The sequence below is a fragment of the Arundinibacter roseus genome (genome assembly GCF_004348825.1).
GTDB classification, from domain to species: Bacteria; Bacteroidota; Bacteroidia; order Cytophagales; family Spirosomataceae; genus Arundinibacter; species Arundinibacter roseus.
In genome coordinates, this window is record NZ_SMJU01000005.1 from 19,767 (window position 1) to 36,485 (window position 16,719).

Here is a 16,719-nt window from a genome sequence, read left to right on the forward strand (position 1 = left end):
TCAATTCTGACGCTTCTTGCTCTGGCAATAAATAGTATGCGTCCATCTATCAATCCATACTCTTAGATTATTTGATTAAAAGATCAGACAACTTTGAGAATAAAGCGTAAAAACATACGTAAATCAGTATGTACCCGGGAAGAAATACTTTTTTCTTAAACCAAAAAATACAACCGGAATTTATGAGCACAAGACGTGATTTTCTACAAAATATGGGACTTGGAATTGGGTTTGCCTCCTTGGCACCTACCCTTTTACAAACTACTCAGGCGGCGGGCATCAGCCAAAATCCAGCCCCAAAACTTCGGGTTGCCCTGATGGGTTTGGGCAGCTACGCCACCCGTGTGGCCGAGGCCATGAAAACCTGTCAGTCGGCAGTTTTGACCGGAATCGTGACGGGAACGCCCGCTAAAATTCCAGTTTGGAAAGAGAAATACGCCCTTGCGGACAAGAATATTTACAGCTATGAGACTCTTGGTGAGCTAAAAAATAATCCTGACATTGACGTCGTGTACGTCATTACGCCCAACTCCCTGCATCACACCCACGTGATTCAGGTGGCAGCTACGGGCAAGCACGTGATCACAGAAAAACCCATGGCCGATACCGCCAAACACGCGGAGGAAATGATAAAGGCGTGTGAGAAAGCCGGGGTAAAACTTTTGGTGGGCTACCGCATGCACTTTGAGCCCTACACGCGTGAGGTGATTCGGATGCTGCGCGACGGCGAAATGGGTACACTCATGCATGTGGACAACTACATGGGTTTCCGGATTGGCGACCCTACGCAGTGGCGGTTGAAGAAAGACCTTGCCGGCGGCGGTGCGCTGATGGACGTTGGCGTGTATTGCCTCAATGCTGCACGCTACCTCACCAACGAAGAACCGCTGTGGGTGACGGCTCAGGAAACCAAAACCGATCCGGTAAAATTTAAAGAAGTAGACGAAACCATCACGTTTCAGCTGGGTTTTCCGGGCGGCGTCATTGCTTCCTGCGCTACTTCTTACAACGTCAATCTGGAACGGCTGTACGCAGTAGGCACCAAGGGATTTGTTGAGATGAGTCCCGCTTACAGCTACGGTCCGATCAAAGGCCGCACCCACAAAGGCCCGCTCAACGAGCCCGTCGTGACGCACCAAACGCTGCAAATGGATGGAATGGCCGATATTATCCTGAATGGAAAAACCATGACGCCGGCGGTAGATGGCTACGAAGGCTTGCGGGATATGAAGATTATTGATGCTATTTATGAATCAATTCGCAAGAAAGGCGTCAAGATTCAATTGGGGTAGTTTGTGGCGTGTACGAAGTGGCGGTGTTGTTTTCCTTTTATACGGAAAAACAACACCGCCCTTTTTATCGTCTCAGTTGACCCACCCGCCAGTAGGTGAGTATCAGAAAGAAACCCATCAAACTAAGCAGATAAACTACATTCCGAATGTCGATGAGGCCGCGCCCCAGCGCCTGATACTGTTGGTCGAGGGCGGCCTGCGAAAAGAACAGCGCCAATCCACCGGACCCCAGCAATTGCGAAAGCGCGCTAAAACCGACGTACCAGACAAAACCCAGAAAAACGCCAATGACAAAAGCCACGATTTGATTGTCATTGAGCGAAGATGCCCACAAACCCATGCTCGTGAGGGCACCGCCCAGAAGCAATAAACCTACATAGGAGCCCGCTACGGCGGCCGAGTCTACGTTGCCCGGCGGGTTGCCGAGCTGATAAATGCTGAGGTAGTACATCCCCGTGGGCAGGAGCATCAGCGCCACGAGCAGCCAATTGGCCAGAAATTTACCTAACACCAGCGAAGCATCACTAAGGGGTTTGGTAAGCAAAAGTTCCAGCGTGCCGCTGCGGTTTTCTTCGGCAATGGAACGCATGGTAATGGCCGGAATCAGGAAAAGGAGCACGTAGGGAGTCAGGTCAAAAAAGGCACCCAAATCGGCGTAGCCGTAATCGAGTACATTCGAGTCTGGAAACACCCATACGATGAGCCCGACGGCCAGCAGAAAGGCCGTCAGGACCATGTAGGCAATGAGCGAGTTGAAAAAACTACTGATTTCTTTCTGAAAAATGGCTAGCACGGAATGCAAAAAGGGATGACTGAAAAATGAATGAGTAGCTAGTGAAACGAAAAACAATCAACGATTCTGCTTTTGGATCACTCAAATACTGGTTTATTTTTACGCATAATGGCGGAGATAATCAGGGAAAGCAGGAAACCAATAATGAGATAGCTAATTATGCCCAGAAAAAACATCATGCCCGGCGTCATAAATTTCTCACTCATTTCGATGGCCTGCTCAATCTGTGCATCGTCCATGCCCCGGTTTTCCATATCCTCCCGGGCTTTGTCCATCGACTGTTGGATAATCGTGGTATCGATAAATTCCATATAAAACATGGTAAAAACCGAGCCCAGCAGCCCTACAATTGCCGAAACCAGCGAGCCAATGCCGAGGCCTTCGCCGTAGGACATGTAACCCGCATTTTGGGTTCGAAAATCACGCATTGCCAGCACGATGCCGATAATCATAATTACAAAACTAAGGGACGTCACCGCTCGGTTTTGAACCAAACCCGCAAGGTTCACGATCGTAGAATAGACAATAACGGCAACGGCGGTAATGATTCCGAATTTCAGCGCGATTCGGGCGGTAGATACTTGTTCTTGCATAAAAAGAGTGGTTTAGGGGTGTAACTAATGGAATGCAACGATTTAAATGTATACGTAAATTGACAGATAGTCAAACGGTTGGCTCAGGGCTTTCCCTGAAAAATACCGTACGACTGCCGTCTGAAAATAAGTGAAATAATCAAAATTGGAAGCACCGCCATTACGGTTTTTTTACTGAGCTCATCCGTAATCAGCTGCCCCGGACTGGTATTACCCACATTTTTTACCATATTCTGAAACTCGGCTTCCCCGATATTCTTCACGAGCTCGTCTTTTCCCTGCATCATCAGCTGCTTCATTTCTACCAGATAAGCCGTAAAAACCGAAGGATCAATATAGGCCACGAACAGATACACAAGCCAACCGGAAAGAAAAGCCCCCGCCGTATTGACCACATAGCAAACCGTCAGGGCTTCCCACAGGTGCATAGCCCCGCGCCCAACATTCTTGCGGTAGTACCAGCAGGCGGCAATCATCAGGATGAGGTAAATTCCAAAATCCAGCACCCGTACATTTCCAAGCGGGGTTTTTCCAATAAAATACAGGCCCAAAAAGTACAGAAATGCCAGCAAACCGGTAGCAGCGCCAAAGACAAGCGGCACTTTCAGCAGTGGTTTATTAAAATAATTCAATAGAGTATTCATAAGATATTCAGGTAGTTGGGACGTAAAGTAGGCCTCAGGACGGCTGTCCGAACCACCGGATGTGGCCCTGATTGAGTACGCCGGAGACGTGGCCTTTCAGGGTTTTTCCCAGAAAAGGTGAGTTGATTGCTTTGGATGCCGATTTGGTGTACGTCCACTCCTTCGCAGGGTCAAAAAACGTAAAATTGGCAGTTTGCCCTTCGGCAATGGAAAGCGCAGGCAGGCGCAGAATGCGACGCGGCTCGCTTGTCAGTTTTTCAACAATGCTTTCTACCGACAGTCCGCTGTGCATAGTCAGAAGCGCAAAGACCGTTTCCAGGCCGGTGATTCCAAATTCGGCATGATCAAATTCCAGATTCTTGCTTTCCTCATCATGCGGGCAGTGATCCGACACAACGCAGTCGATTGTGCCATCGACCAATCCATCACGCAGCGCCTGAATATCAGCTACTTTTCGGAACGGCGGATTAACTTTCAGATTTGTATCAAACGTCAGCAAGGCCTCATCGTGATAGACCAGCTGATGCGCGGCCACCTCACAGCTTACGGGCAGGCCCTGTTTTTTAGCTTCACGGATCAGCTCCACAGAACGGGCCGTTGATACGAGTGAAATATGAAGCAGTGGCAAAGTGGCCGGTTCGGTTGTTTGTTCCAGGATGTACTTCAACAGGTTGAGGTCGCGGGTCAGCATCATTTCTTCGGCGAGAGGCGGCATTCCTTTCAAGCCAAGCAACGTACTTGTAAGGCCTTCGTTCATTTGCCCAAAAAGCGTCAACTGTTTGTCTTCGGGACGGTTGATGAGCAGCGCATTCATCGGGCGCAGGTACAGCAGTGTTTTCAGAAAAATATCTGCATGCTGAATGGGATTATCTCCATCCGTAAACGCCACGGCTCCGGCCGTATGCAGGTCGATCATCTCGGTAAAATCCGTCCCGGCGGCATGTTTGGTGACCGCAGCGGCCACATGTACACACACCGGACTTTGCCGGCGGCGCTGCCTGACGTAATTGAGCGTATCCTTCGAATCAACGACAGGTTGAGAATTGGGCAGGAGGACGATTTCGGTAAAGCCCCCCTGCATTGCGGCCTGCCGAACCGAATCGAGGTCTTCTTTGTGTTCAAAGCCGGGATCGCGCGAGGCTACGCGCATGTCGAGCCAACCGGGCGAAATACAGCAATTGTTCCCTTCTACCACATCCATTCCGGCGGCAGACAAATTTTCGCCGATTTCGGCAATTCGATTATCTTCCACCCGAATATCCTTGATTTGACCATTCCAGGGAGAGGCCTTATCTATAATCTGTACCGAGCGTAGGAGTAAGTTCATTCGTAGTAGCTTAAAATTACTTCATAAAAAAAGCTCCTTTCGGAGCTTAGGGATACCTGCTTAGGCCCCCACAAACTGTTTGTATTCGTCGGCGCTCATCAAATGTTCAAGTTCGCCAGGATCAGAAACCTTCAAACGAATCATCCAGCCTTCTCCATACGGATCGCTATTGACTAGCTCAGGCGCAGCGTCGAGGGCAGGATTAATTTCGAGTACTTCTCCGGAGATTGGCAAAAACAGATCAGAAACAGTTTTTACGGCTTCAACCGAACCAAAAATTTCATTTTTTGCGAGCGAATCACCTATTGTATTGACATCTACATACACAATGTCTCCGAGTTCATGCTGTGCATGATCCGTGATTCCAACCGTGGCAAGATCGCCTTCAATACGAATCCATTCGTGATCTTCGGTATATTTTAATTCTTCTGGAAATTGCATGAGGTATATAGATAAGTTCGGGTAAGTTTATTTTAAATTCTGTTTTGCAAATTACAGGATGTAGGGGGGAATTTCCAAATGGATTTTCAGCTGTTTTTTTTTGATATGTATAGTAGTTTGTAGAAATAATTGCATTCTAAGTAGTATTTAACTAAAAAGAACAGGTTTCTGACATGCATCTTTCCATGATCCTTCCTGACACCCGCAGCTTGTCATTTCGGGTGTGGGTAACTATCGGTTGCTCCGTCCTGCTTATGGCCGGACTTTACTCCTGCCTTTCCCCAAAACCTACCGGCAGCAATAGCCCACAACTAACAAAGGCAGCAAGTGTTTCTCCGGCACGGGTTCTGGTTTTTTCCAAAACCAAAGGCTGGAAACACACCTCCATTCCGTTCGGAAATGCCGCCATTCAAAAACTCGGACAGGAACATGGATTTCGGGTAGATACGACCAAAAACGCTGCGTACTTTACCGACGATAGTCTGCGCAACTACCGGGCGGTTATCTTCAACTGCACCACTGGAAATGTTCTGAACGCAGAGCAACAGGCCGCTTTTGAACGCTACATTCAGGCAGGTGGCGGCTATATGGGCATTCACTCAGCGGCTGATACGGAGTACGAATGGCCCTGGTATGGCAAGCTTATGGGCGCGCATTTTGCCAATCATCCGCTCAATCCCGGCGAGCGCACGGCAACGGTGGAAGTGACCGACAAAACGCATCCGGCAACCGCTCACCTCCCCGACCTTTGGACCCGAAAAGATGAATGGTACAGCTACCGTTCTTTTTATCCGGGCCTGAATGTACTGGCTTCTTTGGACGAAGAATCCTATCAAAACGGTACGAACGGTGCCAATCACCCGATTGCGTGGTACCACGAGTTTGACGGAGGACGAGCGTTTTATACCGGCGGCGGCCACATGGACAGCAGCTACGATGAGCCGTTATTTTTGAAACATATTTTGGGGGGAATTCAGTACGCCATGGGCGATGGAAAGCCGTTGGATTATAGCAAGGCTTACGCCGTAAGTGTGCCGGAAGAAAACAGATTCGTAAAAACTATTTTGGTAGACGACCTCAACACACCGATGGAACTGGCCGTGGCCGACGATGGTCGGGTGTTTTATACGGAGCTCCGTACGGCAAATCTTTACATGTACAACACCCGCACCCATCAGAATACGGTCGTGCATCGCTTCGACGTAGCTACCAAAGGAGGCACCGGACTCATTGGCGTGACCCTCGATCCGAATTTTAACCAAAATAGCTGGATTTACCTCTACTATTCGCCCCCTACCGAGGAAGAACCTATTCTCTTCAATCTTTCCCGATTTACCGTTCGGGCAGATAATACCCTGGATCTTGCTTCTGAAAAAATACTCCTGCAAGTACCCGTACAAATCAATAGCGGCGCGCACCACGGCGGCTCGCTTGCCTGGGACAAGGAGGGAAATTTGTATCTTTCTACCGGCGATAGTTCCAGCCCGTTTCCGTCCAACGGCTACGCCCCGCTCGATGAGCGACCCGGCAAAGAATATGTCAGCCTTGATGCACAGCGCTCAGCGTCCAACACCAACGACCTGAAAGGCAAAATCCTGCGCATTCGCCCTCAGCCGGACGGCAGCTACACCATTCCCGACGGCAATCTTTTCCCAAAAGGAATGGCCAAAACCCGGCCTGAGATTTATACGATGGGTTTGCGAAATCCGTATCGAATTGCGGTAAATCCAAAAACGTCCGTTTTGTATTGGGGAGAAATCGGGCCTGATGCCGGCAAAGACAGCATTCAGGGCCCCCGCGGCTACGATGAATTTAATCAGGCCAGAAAAGCCGGAAATTTTGGCTGGCCCTATTTTGTGGGAAACAGCATTCCGTATGTCAAATGGGATTTTGCAACCGAAACCGCCGGACCGGCTTTTGACCCGAAAGCTCCCGTCAACTCGTCTCCCAACAATACCGGGCTAACCAACTTACCCCCGGCCGTTCCGGCGATGATCTGGTATCCCTACGCCGCTTCCCGGGAGTTTCCCGAACTGGGCCTTGGCGGACGGTCGGCGATGGTCGGTGAGTTTTATAGCTATGATAAAAATTCTTCATCGCCGGGCAAATTCCCGGAATTTTACGACGGCACGCTCTTTGCCTTCGATTGGATGCGGAATTGGGTCATGGCTTTCCGCTTTGATGAAAACGAAAATTTCCTCCGCGCCGAGCCCTTCATGACTGCCAATGGCGATTTCCGCCGCCCGATTGATCAGGCATTTGGCAAAGATGGCGTGATGTATATGCTCGAATATGGTTCGGTGTATGGCGCTGATAACGACGATGCCCGGCTGGTTAAAATTGAATACAATGCCGGAAACCGGGCCCCTTTGGCAAAGGCATTTGTTGTCGATTCAGTAGAAGCCGCCCAACTACCCAAACGCGTTTTTCTGACCTCCGAAAACCGCTATGTTTCTACCCAAAAAGAAGTAATCGGCGCCGCACCCCTGCGGGTGATGTTTGGCAGCCGGGGCACCACCGACCTCGACGATGATGACGAAATAAAGTATCAGTGGTTATTTGATGGCAAAACCGTAGGCTCCACCCAACCAAATGCTGCCCATACGTACACCAAACCGGGTGTTTATCAGGCCGTTTTGAAAGTAACCGACAAAGCCGGACTTACAGGCACGGATACAATCGTGGTGAAGGTGGGCAATGCACAGCCTGAAGTAGTTATTTCATCGCCCAACAACAAGTCGTTTTTTTGGAAGAATAAACCTTTCATATACGAGGTTAAGGTCAAAGATAAAGAAGATGGCACCATGGGTTCAGAAAAAATCCAGGCCTATTTTAACTATAATCCACAGCCCATAGCTTCGTCGGCAAGCGGCACCACTGCCGCCGTAGGCAGCACGCTGATGGAGGCAAGCGACTGCAAAGCATGCCATACGATAGATAAAGTTTCGGTGGGGCCTTCGCTGCTGGCAGTAGCCCAACGCTACAAAGGACAGACGCAGGCGCTGGACTTGCTGACGGCCAAAATCATCAAAGGCGGAGGCGGCGTGTGGGGCACCGAGCACGTCATGAGTGCGCATCCACAGATTTCAACGCAGGATGCCAACGAAATGGTGAAGTACATTTTATCATTGGCGGAACCGGCAAAACAACGTGTGCCCATAGCAGCGCAGGGAAGCCTGGCATTGACCGAACACAAAGCTGATGAACCGCGCGGACGCTATACCATTCAGGCTTCCTACACCGATCAGGGCGCTAACGGCATCGGCCCGGTCACCGCTACCGACGTGGTAACACTACGCAGTTCCTACGTTCAGACGGTCTATGCCGATGCGCATGTAGGTTTTCCACGCTGGGGAAATAGCCTGAGTGGCGGAAATCACAAGTCGTATATTTTGCTTAAAAACATTGATCTTACCGGCATTCGGAATTTTAAGTATACGTACAATTCATCGAAAAACGGAGAAATTGAAGTTCGAATCGATTCGCAGGCCGGACCCGTCATCAGCCGAACGACTTACTCGCCAACGGACGGAAAATCAGGCTCTGTACAGGCCGAAGTAACTACTCCAACTACGGGAAAACATGATGTCTATTTTGTAGTAGTGAAGCGCGACAAGCCCAATGATAACATCATTAGTTTGTCGGGAATAGAGTTTTTGGAGTAATAGCGCTGTTTCAATTTATACCCGTAAGGTTTTTAAAAACCTTACGGGTATAACTAATTAATGACCGGGAAAAATTATTCCGCCAAATTAAACTTCACCTGAACGCCACCGGCGGTTGTAGAGCGGTAGAAAGAATTGGAAACGAGCGGATCGTTGAAGGTACGGTCGAAGTAAAATTGCAGACTCAGACGATTGCTCACCACATAGTTGACCGTTGGTCGCAGCTGAAAGTTAATATTTCCGGCAATCGGTACATTTTGTCCATCAAATTTTCGCTGAATTGCACGCGTGTCCCGGAAGGTAAGTCCCATCTGAACCGTTAAATCATTTTTTAGTTTCTTCTTAACCCCATTGATTTTGAATGGAATCGGAACATCATTTTTTGTAAATCCAATGCTGATTGTCAAGTCCTGATTAAACAGCTCGGCAACCTGCGTATTGGACATACTCAACGCCACGGAGCGATCGCGGTTGTAGTCGATCCGGCCCGTAATCCGGCTTTGGGTACGGAAATTAATCCCGATCAAAGGCGAAAACTTTTCCTGTAAGGTTACGGTACTCATTACAAACACAGGCACGTATTGACCCAGATAATTGGTTCGGGACGACAACGGATAGCCCATCACGGCTAAGTTCACAAACAGCGATTCGTAGTCGAGTGAGGAAGTGAAATTACCGACGCTATACGTAGAAATATAGTTGTGCGTCAGCGTGAAAGAGCTGAAAATTTTCTTAAATGGTTTTAATTGTGACAGCCCGTTATAATCAACCCGCCAATTGGGCATTGGGAATCCGAGGAAGGGCGAAATTCTGACAGTTTCGGGATCTTTGCCGGTGTAAGCCGCAAAAAACGCCGGAATCAGCACATCCTGCGAATTCTCGTTGTACTCGCCACCGCTCCCATTTTCACTGTTGAGGCGCTGCCGCAACACCCCCCGATAGTCTCGAAAACGATCAAAAACGGGCGAAGTATTGTCACGGTTAATTTTGGCAAATGCCGTCCGGAACGACATAAATGACATACTAAACTGCCCGTTTCGTACCGGGCTTTGGCTGACAAACTGTCCGTTTGGATCTTCGGGACGGTAAAATTCCTGATAGGCATCCTGCCGGGTCAGGCGGGCTTCAATCTGCATTCTGAAATCTTTGAACGGTTCCAGCGTGGTCCGCATCGTAAAGTTCTTCTGAATGGTTTGTTGAAACGCCTGATTCTGTACCGTACTCGGCGTCAGCCACCCATTATTGGCGGCTTTTATATGAATATTTCGATCCTGACTACCTAGCACAAAAGGCAAACCGGGGGCATTGGCATTGTCTAGCCCAAAGAACCGGGGCGTTGGCAAATAGCCCGGCAGAGCGGTAGTTTCCAAAATGGTGTAACTCACATTGATACCCCGAACGGTCATCAGCACCCGAGTCAGATCTTTCAGCACTTTGCTTGGCGGCGGCGGCAGCTCTTCAATATCGCCGGGGCTGCGGGCAAAATTTTTCTTTTGCTGCGAAGGCGAATTGGCAAATTTCAGGTATTTGAGTTTGTTGTAAAGCGCTACAAAATCTACCCGACCCGTAATGCCCCGCTCGCGGCTGTTGCGGATGATATTTCCGAACGGAATTCCCAGCGAATCGACAAGGCCGAGGGCGTTGGCCTGAAAATTATAGGCAATCGTATGGTTATAATCGGCGGTCATCCAGTCTGTGAGCGGCAATTTGTCGAGGGGCAGCCGGTAAGTTAGCCGAATCCGTTGGTCATAGTTTTTGATTCGACCCAGTTTCTTAAAATTACTCCAAAGTGTATCCTGCTTTTCGGGCGTATTTATATCTCCCATTGGCTCATCCACAATGGCATTTGCCACGGTATTATAACTCAGAACGACATTGCGCGTAAGGTTCCAGTTGAGGTCGTAGTAGCGATTAAACCAAAAATATTTTTCAAAAAACGGCTCCATTCCCGCCGTCGTCAACTCTGAGTTTCGCAGCTGAGTTTTGGTATAACTCCTGTCTACATCCGTCCGAATCGATACGGTATTGGGAAGTAAGGTGAGATTAAAATCTTTGATAAAATTCAAATACCGGCTGTCCGTTTCCCACTTCCGGAAAGGCTCAAAAGCTTTGGGTTGTGAGGTAAAGGTGTAGGCGATTCCTCCGCGATACATCCGTTGCGCATAAATATCCGTGAGAATATTCGAGCGTTTGAGATCGCTGAAAGCATAGGTAAAGGCCAGATTTTCAAAATCATAGAAGTGACTTTTAGCCCCCGGTTTTGTCTTGGTCTTCCGCACATTCGAGAGATTTATTCCCCGCCTGACGGTATTATCCTCTACCAGGCGCCGGTACTGTTCACGTTCGTCAGCATTATCCAGATTTTCAAGCGACGTAGAAAGCGGCGTATCGGGGTCCAGCGGATTAAAATGCGGGCTGATGCGGCGATTGTCGTAGTTGACATAGAGCGGAATACTGAATCCCCACTCCTGCGGCAGGAGTTTATCCAGCGAAATATTCGATGAAATCCCGAACTCCGTCGTTGTGGCCCGCGCCCGCTCGCCGATGCGCTGCTGTACACCACCAAAGCCAAAGGTTTCGATCCGACCCGATGCCGTTACGGTTGCAAAATCTGCCAATTTAGCGTTCAGTTGCCCCACGGCCGCCTGTCCGGCAGTTTCGTCAAATCCTTCTACGTGCAATTCATTCACCCACAGGCAAAAACTTTTGGAGCGCTCGTCCAGCGACTTCGGATTTCTTACGCCAATCATCAGCACGCGTACAGAACTCAGGTCGGGATTTCCAACTACGGTAATCTTATAACGTCCGTCCCGGGTCATCACTGAATAAGGCAAACTGATTGCGTTGTTTTCACTCCGATTTCTCTCCGCTTTGGCCCGTATCAGTTCTTCAAACGCAACGTTTATCTCATTTTCCTGCGGCCAAACTACCTCCGGCTGACTTACATTTTCGGGGGTTGCCTGCAAGTTCGCTACTTCTATTTCGTAGTAGTTTTGGGTGAGGTCCGTTCCCAGGCGCATGAAGCCGGCCACAAAACCACTTTCATTGTCGTCATTTTGCATGTGAATGTACATGCGCAGTCGTTTACGAAATTGCAGGTCAAGGTTTACGTTTTTAAATACGGCCCGCGAATCTCCGTCGCGCAAATCTGTTACGCAAAGACTCATAGACTGCTCGTTGAGCTGAAAATTGGTGGTTGGCTGCGTAAAATCCTGATCGCGTTGCCAGCCCGGCGGTACGGCATATACGTACTTTCTATCCGAATTATTAGCCTGACTATTTTCCTCAATACTAACCGTTCCGACGGTAAATTTGGCATCATAAGGCTCGGGAACTTCCTGCAGGCCCGGTGCATCAAGGTCTGACAGGTACTTGCGGTATTGCTGCCCTACCATGTGCAGCTGGGCAAACCGAAGCACCACGGGCTGTTCAAAATCGGTAAGGTACATCCGCACAAAGCGGATGGACTTAAAGCCATTGATTTGTCCGACTTTCCGGGTAAACTCTTTTACCGGAACCCGAAACAAATACCAATTGACGCCATTGGCTACGGTTTTATCCACAATAAAGCCACGGCCAATATCCAGCCGATTCGGTTTCAGATCAATCTCGTATTCGTAGTAAGCTTCATTGTCATTGATGGTGTTATCTACGTTCAAATCCTCAGAATCAGGAATATTGGTTGCAGCCGGGGTGACGTTATTGGTACTTGTCGTGCTTTCGGGCGAGTTATTTTCCATGCCCAGAAACTGTTTATAACGTTCCAGGATTTTTTTGTCGTCGGCGTCGAGTTCCGCTCCAAGGTAAAACTGAAAATCATCGCCCGAAGGGTCAGCCAAAATTCGTTCGCGGGCTTCCGCTGTAAGGTTAGCGGGCAAGCGATCCAGAAAAGTTTCTCTGAAATACCGCCGTTCGTCTTCATTATTCAGTCCATCCAGCCCTACGTCCTGCTTTTCGCGGGCACCCGGTTCGTTGCTGAATGCATTGATTAAATACTGCTGCTTGGTTACGCGCCCCCAGGCGGTACTGTCTACATTGACGCCCGGTTGCGGGTTATCGAAAGGAAGGCCATTTTCAAAATTAAAGCGTCCATCTTTGACAACATCTTCTGAAATATCTCCGAGGTTAAACACAAGTTTTCCTCCGGTCGTATTGTTCCGATTCTCTATTCCATCACGAACGACGCCATTTTCGCCCCCAATAAACGGGTCGAGCATCCAGAATTCAATGTTTTCAATATTGGCATTGTCAAAATCAATGTCCGACGTTACTGCTCGGGAAATAGCACCAAAATTTCGGCGCGGGTCGAGAAGCCGCCCGTCGGCATCGAGCGCAGGATTGTAATTATACATTCCCCGCTCTTTGGGGTAATAGGCAATATCCAGAATATTCTGAGGTAAATTTAACGGCGGCACCGACCGACCGGGAAAGAGTTCAATCGGATTAAATAATCGTTCATAATAATTTTGAAGGTCTTCATCCGTAATTGTCGGCGGGCGAAGGTTTCCAAAACCGGCACCCAGGCCTGAAAATCCAAAGATATTGTCAACACTGTACGCCGAAATCTTTCCGCGCTTGTAGCCAAATTCCAGCGGATTATCGGGCGTTCCCTGTGGAAACTGCTGCGGCGTGGCTCCCAGACGCCAGCGGGTGGGCTGTCGGGTCAGATCATAAATCGTGCGCGTAGCCTCAAAGTCGTCCACTAGCGAGCGGTTGTTGACCCGGGGCGCTACGCCCGGAAAAAGTTGGGCAACTTCCCCTTTGAACTGAATGCTTGAAGGTTCTTTGGTTTGGATCAACGGTAATTTGTCGAGCCATTTGGTCAGGAATGGCGCATCTTTTCGAATATTGGCGTCAAATCCCACAATGGTATTATTGGTAGGTTCGTTGCCGATTGCTACCCGAGTCAAAAAGCCAGCCGGGGTTTCACGGTGCCGCATGGCGGTCATCCCCAGGCTGATATCATTATTTACCAAATAGTCGAGCCTTGTACCAAAAAGCGTTCGGATTTGATTATTGAACATATCGGGCCGCTCAAATTCGATGACTATTTCCCGGCCTGAAAGCAATACACTCGGATTGACCAACCGCACCCGCCCGATTTGCGCCTCTACGATAAAATCCTGTCCCGGCATGAGCGACACGCCTCCCGCCGTTACGGTCACCGACTCTTCCGACACCCCAAACGGCAGCTGCACGTCCGTCCCTCCGGCCGATTGGTAAGCACCTTTCAGGAAAAACTTATTTCGCTCCGAAACCTGCTGCGCATCAATTTGGGTAGTACTGTATAGCTCGTCAAAGACATATTTATTTTTGAGCAAATCTTCATCCGGATCAAAGTTTTTAGCCAGATTGGAGCCGAAAGGTTCGAGTACGGGGAAAAATATTCGCCCCGTTTTGGTGTCAATCGTGATGCCCTCCACGAAGTCAAAATTTCCATCGGGCTGTAAATCATTGACAGGATTGAGGCGATCCAGACCCATCACGCGCAACAGCGGGCGATTTTGCAGCCTGCGTCCTTCCTGCAAATTGGGATTATCAATTCCTGTTAAGTCATCCTTATAAATAACTCTTAGCTGAAAACCCTGTCGGTCAATCTGATTGGTACCTAATGAATATACGTTCTTCATCATCAGGTCCCACATCGGTAGTTGGGTATTATTTCGGATTGTTGAGGATTTCAACAATTTCAAGGCAATTACTTCATCATCTTTTCGATTTTGATAATCTTCCGTTAGCTCGCCTACTTTATACGCCCGTCCATTCAACGTATATTCATAAGCGACAGCCAGTACTTCATCGTTTCGCAGCGGTACGGTAAGCGAAATGTAGCCCAACTGCTGATTAAATTTATATTCCCGCTCATCCATCAATCGCTTGGCGCCGCGCAACAATTCAAAATCCACTGCTTTTTGCAACCCCAGCGTAGAACTTAACTCAAACGACGTACGGTCTACCTGCCGGAAAGCTTCATTTTCCCGCAGACTTCGGTACAAACCATTGGTTTCATTATCGACAGGCAGGCGGGGATTGATTGGTTGAAGCGCAGGATTGGACGTATTGTGAGGGCCGGGCTCGCCCAAATCGGCAAAGGCCGCCAGATTTCGCAGGGTTTCGGTTGTGGTAGTACGGTTTGTTACATACACTTCCAGACGGGTAATATTGATTCCGGAAGTAATCATGGGTAACGTTTTTAGCCCACTTTCATAAATATTTCTAAAATACTGAGAGAGAAAAAAGTGACGATTTTCGTCATAATTATCGGCCCGAATCTCAAAATCTTTGGTTTGCGCTCCACCTCTGAGCACGATTCGTTCTTTGCGGGAGCGCTGTTGTGAAGCGACGAACGTAGCGTTTAAACGTCCAAACTGAAACTCCGTTTTTAAGCCAAAAAGATTTTGAACCCCCGGAATCAACTGACTATTGATGGGCCAACTGATGTTTCCGGCTTCTATTTTGCGCACCAAACTTTCTTCGGGAGCTTTGTAGTTTAGCTTTAATGCATTTTCAAAATTGAAACTTGCCTTGGTATCGAAGTTGGTCAGGAAGCCCATCCGATCCCCCATTTTTGCATTAAAATTTATATTGATTTGCTCATTAAAGATAAAGCTCGTATTCCGCCTTTGCCGCACCGGTACGGCCGGATTATCGATGAATTGATGCAATACTCCAAAGTCCAGCGCCACAAAACCATTGGGCTTGAAGTCCATGAAATTATCTCCAAAAAGCTTATCCAATGCTGGCGGCAAATCCAGTTTAGGCAGCAGGCCTCGGCCACCCATTGCACTTTTTCCATCGAGCCGCGCCGAATATTCCCTCATCAGGGTTTCAAAGGCACGTTTACGCTGCATTTCGTTGTAGGTATTCAGATCCAGACTTTGGGTAGGTCGATAGTCGAGTTTGCCTTTGGGCGTAGTAACGTCTTCTTCTACAACTACCCGTCCGGTGCTGTCGAGTTCAATGGTAGTTTTGATATTGGCAGGATCTTTCAGGTACAGGGATGAGCGGGGTCGAGGTTCTGAAAAACGATTTTGGTAGTAGTCCTGCCAGCGAATAATTGCCTTTTGGCCCGATTTTTTTAGCTCATTCCCCAGAGTATCGGTGCCGGTGGTATCGGTTAAAATGGGCAAATAGGTATCATTGGCCGGCTTGGGAGCAGGCACAAAACTACCGGACGCACTTGCCAGCCAGTAAGCTGCTGCGGAAATGGTTGCCGTTCGAAAAAGAAGTTGGTAAATCGTTGCTGACAAAGCCTATCACACTTGGTTAAAGAGGGTTCGGTACTAACCTGCAATGCGCTATCCACAAAACGGCTAAAACCTTGCCAATATTCTCCTTCAATTATAAAATATAAACCAAAAAACTACCGAAGTGCCAGTTTGATGAGTTGTTCGACCGTAAGCCCTTCACCCTCACGCTTGATGATGGTATCCAGGCTTTTCTCTGCGGCAGGTTTAGGTATTCCCAGCGTAATCAAAGCGGCCAACGCCTCCCCGCGTGCCTGTCCACCCGACGACGCCCCTGAAAGAAAGCTGACGGGCGAGGTCAGGGAATCTTTTCTCATTTTATCTTTAAGTTCGAGGATCACCCGCTGAGCTGTTTTCAGGCCAATACCTTTGATGGATTGCACCACGCGCAAATCTTCGTTCATGATGGCATGACGAATTTCGGAGGAAGATAGTGACGACAGCATGACCAAAGCCGTGGCGGGCCCCACCCCCGACACCCCCACAAGATCCAGAAAGAGTTTCTTCTCATCGGGTTCGGCAAAGCCAAAAAGTACGTGGGCATCTTCCCGAATATTCAGATAGGTATACACCCGGCACTTTTCTCCCGGTGCCGGTAGAGCCGAAAAAGTCTGCAGCGAAATCCGGACCTCATACCCCACGCCCATGGCATCAATAATGGCGTAGGCTGCGTCTTTTTGGGCAAGTTTCCCTTCCACGTAAGCAATCATGCTTGAA

At 48.8% G+C, this 16,719-nt stretch carries 9 protein-coding genes; 2 read left to right on the forward strand and 7 right to left on the reverse strand.

Annotation, left to right across the window (positions count from 1 at the left end; translation table 11 throughout):
- Window positions 1-182: 182 nt before the first annotated feature.
- The gene (locus tag EZE20_RS08485; protein ID WP_132116528.1) at window positions 183-1,292 is read left to right on the forward strand and encodes a Gfo/Idh/MocA family protein; all 1,110 of its coding nucleotides are present in this window, start codon (window positions 183-185) and stop codon (window positions 1,290-1,292) included.
- Window positions 1,293-1,356: 64 nt separating this feature from the next.
- On the opposite strand, the gene gldF is transcribed toward EZE20_RS08485, so the two are convergent.
- From gldF to gcvH, 5 genes are all read right to left on the reverse strand, one after another.
- Window positions 1,357-2,085, reverse strand: coding sequence for a gliding motility-associated ABC transporter permease subunit GldF (gldF, locus tag EZE20_RS08490; RefSeq protein ID WP_132117099.1), 729 nt, complete (start codon window positions 2,083-2,085; stop codon window positions 1,357-1,359).
- Between the two features lie 77 nt (window positions 2,086-2,162).
- A complete protein-coding gene (locus EZE20_RS08495) occupies window positions 2,163-2,678 on the reverse strand; it encodes a DUF4199 domain-containing protein (protein WP_132116530.1) in 516 nt (171 codons plus the stop codon).
- A gap of 83 nt (window positions 2,679-2,761) precedes the next feature.
- Window positions 2,762-3,322 (reverse strand): DUF4199 domain-containing protein, encoded by a 561-nt coding sequence (locus EZE20_RS08500; protein WP_132116532.1) that lies wholly within the window; start codon window positions 3,320-3,322, stop codon window positions 2,762-2,764.
- Between the two features lie 34 nt (window positions 3,323-3,356).
- Window positions 3,357-4,649 (reverse strand): dihydroorotase, encoded by a 1,293-nt coding sequence (locus EZE20_RS08505; RefSeq protein ID WP_132116534.1) that lies wholly within the window; start codon window positions 4,647-4,649, stop codon window positions 3,357-3,359.
- A 60-nt stretch (window positions 4,650-4,709) separates the two neighbouring features.
- Window positions 4,710-5,090: a glycine cleavage system protein GcvH gene (gcvH, locus tag EZE20_RS08510; protein WP_132116536.1), complete on the reverse strand. Its 381-nt coding sequence runs from the start codon at window positions 5,088-5,090 to the stop codon at window positions 4,710-4,712.
- Between the two features lie 173 nt (window positions 5,091-5,263).
- Here gcvH and EZE20_RS08515 point away from each other — a divergent pair, with 173 nt between their 5' ends.
- Window positions 5,264-8,755, forward strand: a complete 3,492-nt coding sequence (locus EZE20_RS08515; protein ID WP_228713645.1) for a ThuA domain-containing protein — start codon at window positions 5,264-5,266, stop codon at window positions 8,753-8,755.
- Window positions 8,756-8,829: 74 nt separating this feature from the next.
- Here the strand turns inward: EZE20_RS08515 and sov are convergent, their stop codons facing one another.
- Together sov and ruvA are read right to left on the reverse strand one after the other, a co-directional pair.
- Window positions 8,830-16,005 carry a T9SS outer membrane translocon Sov/SprA gene (gene sov / locus EZE20_RS08520; protein ID WP_132116538.1) on the reverse strand — a complete coding sequence of 2,392 codons (7,176 nt, stop codon included), beginning with the start codon at window positions 16,003-16,005 and terminating at the stop codon, window positions 8,830-8,832.
- Window positions 16,006-16,118: 113 nt separating this feature from the next.
- Window positions 16,119-16,712, reverse strand: a complete 594-nt coding sequence (ruvA, locus tag EZE20_RS08525; protein ID WP_132116540.1) for a Holliday junction branch migration protein RuvA — start codon at window positions 16,710-16,712, stop codon at window positions 16,119-16,121.
- Between the last annotated feature and the right edge of the window lie 7 nt (window positions 16,713-16,719).

Bases quoted from the DNA above. Each gene is read 5' to 3' on its own strand.
- EZE20_RS08485 (WP_132116528.1), top strand. From the start codon at position 183: ATGAGCACAAGACGTGATTTTCTACAAAATATGGGACTTGGAATTGGG.
- EZE20_RS08505 (WP_132116534.1), bottom strand. From the start codon at position 4,649: ATGAACTTACTCCTACGCTCGGTACAGATTATAGATAAGGCCTCTCCC.
- gcvH (WP_132116536.1), bottom strand. From the start codon at position 5,090: ATGCAATTTCCAGAAGAATTAAAATATACCGAAGATCACGAATGGATT.
- EZE20_RS08500 (WP_132116532.1), bottom strand. From the start codon at position 3,322: ATGAATACTCTATTGAATTATTTTAATAAACCACTGCTGAAAGTGCCG.
- EZE20_RS08495 (WP_132116530.1), bottom strand. From the start codon at position 2,678: ATGCAAGAACAAGTATCTACCGCCCGAATCGCGCTGAAATTCGGAATC.
- ruvA (WP_132116540.1), bottom strand. From the start codon at position 16,712: ATGATTGCTTACGTGGAAGGGAAACTTGCCCAAAAAGACGCAGCCTAC.
- EZE20_RS08515 (WP_228713645.1), top strand. From the start codon at position 5,264: ATGCATCTTTCCATGATCCTTCCTGACACCCGCAGCTTGTCATTTCGG.